The sequence below is a fragment of the Rhizobacter sp. P2_H2 genome, from assembly GCF_056403375.1.
Genome location: NZ_JBFUFP010000823.1, coordinates 1 through 2,473, shown reverse-complemented (window position 1 = coordinate 2,473; position 2,473 = coordinate 1). Strand labels below are relative to the sequence as shown.

The window sequence follows — 2,473 nt, the reverse complement described above, 5'->3', positions numbered from 1 at the left end:
AATCAGGACGGGGCGATGACCGCACCGGCCGGCGAGCCACAGCCTCCCCACCCGCGCCTTTGCCCGCACAAGCACAAAACGACGAACAAGAATATGATCAGTGTCATATTAACAAGCCCGGCAGGCAGACACCGATGGCACGCCACGCCAACACCCGGAAGGAAGAAACCCATGAGCGCATCGTCGAGGCCGCCGCCCGCGCGATCCGCCGCCATGGCTACGCCGGCCTCGGCGTCGCCGACGTGATGAAGGACGCCGGGCTCACACACGGCGGCTTCTATGCGCACTTCGAATCGCGCGATGCACTGCTCGTCGAAGCGCTCGAACACGCCGGCCGCGAGAGCGCCGACAACGTCGCACGGTCTACCGCGCAACGCGCCGCCCGAGGCGTCAGCCCGTTCCGCGCCCTCGTCGATGCCTACCTCGCCGATCGCCACCTCGTGTCGATGGACAGCGGCTGCCCGGTCGCCGCGCTCGGCTCCGACATGCCGCGCCAGTCCGAGCTCGTGCGCGAGGCCTCCGCGCAGCGCGTGCGCCGCCTCGTCGATCGCGTGACGACTGCCTTGCCCGAGACGCACCGCGCCGCCGCCGGCGTCATCACCGGCACGCTGGTCGGCTCGCTGCAACTGGCCCGTGCGCTCGGCAACACCACCGAAGGCCGTGCCCTGTTGTCGGGCTCACGCCAAGCCCTGCTGCTGCAGTACGACACCGCAACACCTTCCGAGCAAGCCCCATGAGCATCGCCACCCCCGTCGTTGTCGAACCACCCGCCCCGCGCACCTCCCCGTGGCCCGTCTTCTGGGTCGCGAGCGTCGCCGCCTTCCTGGTGTCGCTCGACAGCACGATGCTGTACGCCGCCTTCGGCGCGCTGCGTGCCGGCTTTCCGCAGGCCACGGCCGCCGACATGTCGTGGGTGCTCAACGCCTACACCGTCGTCTACGCCGCAATGCTGATCCCCGCCGGCGGGCTCGCCGACACGCACGGCCGCAAGCGGGTCTTCCTGTTCGGCGTCACCGTGTTCATCGCCGCCTCCGCCGCCTGCGGCCTCGCCGGCAGCGTCGGCTGGCTGATCGCCGCGCGCGTGCTGCAGGCCGTCGGCGCGGCCCTGCTGACGCCGGCCTCGCTGTCGATCGTGCTCAATGCCTTCCCGCAGGAGAAACGAGCGCTCACCGTGAGCCTGTGGGGCGCGGTCGCCGGCTTCGCGGCCGCCGTCGGCCCGAGCCTCGGCTCGCTCGTCGTCGAGACCGTCGGCTGGCCCTGGGCCTTCTTCATCAACCTGCCGATCGGCGCGCTGTCGCTGTGGCGCGGCGCCGCGCTGCTCGGCGAATCCCCGCGCTCGGCCACGCCGCGCAAGGTCGATGCGGTCGGCATGGCGCTGCTGATCGTCGCGGTCGGTGCCATCGCGCTGGCCATCGTCGAATCCGAATCGCCGGCCTGGACGCGCGCGCAGCTGCTCGCCGCCGGCAGCACCGGCGTGATCGCCCTCGTCGCGTTCGTCATCTGGGCCGGCCGGGTGCGCGATCCGCTGGTCGACCTCGGCCTGTTCCGCCACCGCACCTACAGCGCCGTCAACGCCGCCACGCTCGCCTTCGGCATCGCGTTCGCGATGATGTTCTTCACGTTCTTCTTCTACATGAGCAACGTGTGGCACTACAGCCAGGCACTGGCCGGCATCGCGATCGCACCGGGCCCGCTCACCGTGATCCCGGTCGCCATCGTCACCGGCCGCCTCGCCGGGCGCCTCGGCCACCGGCCCTTCCTGGTCGGCGGCGCCCTGCTCTATGCCGTCGCCGGCCTCTGGTTCATGACGATGCCCGGCCTCGAACCCGCCTACCTGACGCACTGGCTGCCCGGCCTGCTGCTGAGCGGCACCAGCGTCGGCATGGTGCTGCCGTCGCTGTCGGGGGCGGCGGTCAGCAAGCTGCCGGCACAGCACTATGCGGTCGGCAGCGCCGTCAACCAGGCCACGCGCCAGATCGGCGCCGTGATCGGCGTCGCGATCACGGTGCTGCTGCTCGGCCACGGCGTCGTGCAGCGCAGCGATTTCAACGCGGTCTACGGGCTGCACATCGGCCTCGCGCTGCTGACGGCCTTCCTCTGCCTTTTCGTCAACACCCGGCCGGCACCGCGGCCGTCCTGAAGCGGCGTGAGCCGAACGGCATCAGCCGTTCGCGCGTTGCTCCGCTATCGCCGCCACGAACTCGACGAACGCGCGCAGCCGGCCGGCATTCCGCAGGTCCTGGTGGTAGCCCATCCAGACCTCACGGCCGGGCGGCGGCTCGGCCCGCGTGATGCGGCGCAGCCCGGGCATCCCCTCGGCCAGCGCGCACGGCAGCACCGCCACGCCGGCACCGGCCGCGCACAGGCGCGCCTGCGCTTCGCGGCTGTTGCTGCCGAACGCCGTGCGCGCCTCGGGGAAGCTGCGCTTGAGCCACGCCACGTCGGGCATGTCGTCGAAGGCGCTGTCCATCGT

The 2,473-nt window shown here is 71.4% G+C and carries 3 protein-coding genes; 2 read left to right on the top strand and 1 reads right to left on the bottom strand.

Annotated features, from left to right (window positions below; genetic code table 11):
- The first annotated feature begins 134 nt into the window (after positions 1 to 134).
- Positions 135 to 737, top strand: coding sequence for a TetR/AcrR family transcriptional regulator (locus tag AC1D15_RS26855; RefSeq protein ID WP_477828405.1), 603 nt, complete (start codon positions 135 to 137; stop codon positions 735 to 737).
- Positions 734 to 2,140, top strand: coding sequence for a DHA2 family efflux MFS transporter permease subunit (locus AC1D15_RS26850; RefSeq protein ID WP_047505910.1), 1,407 nt, complete (start codon positions 734 to 736; stop codon positions 2,138 to 2,140). Before AC1D15_RS26855 ends, AC1D15_RS26850 begins: the two co-directional genes overlap by 4 nt.
- A gap of 21 nt (positions 2,141 to 2,161) precedes the next feature.
- On the opposite strand, the gene AC1D15_RS26845 is transcribed toward AC1D15_RS26850, so the two are convergent.
- Positions 2,162 to 2,473, bottom strand: a 312-nt coding sequence (locus AC1D15_RS26845; RefSeq protein ID WP_477828404.1) for a LysR substrate-binding domain-containing protein, incomplete at its 5' end; no start/stop codon positions are given.

Excerpts from the sequence above, each read along its gene's own strand:
- AC1D15_RS26855 (WP_477828405.1), top strand. The coding sequence starts at position 135 with ATGGCACGCCACGCCAACACCCGGAAGGAAGAAACCCATGAGCGCATC.
- AC1D15_RS26850 (WP_047505910.1), top strand. The coding sequence starts at position 734 with ATGAGCATCGCCACCCCCGTCGTTGTCGAACCACCCGCCCCGCGCACC.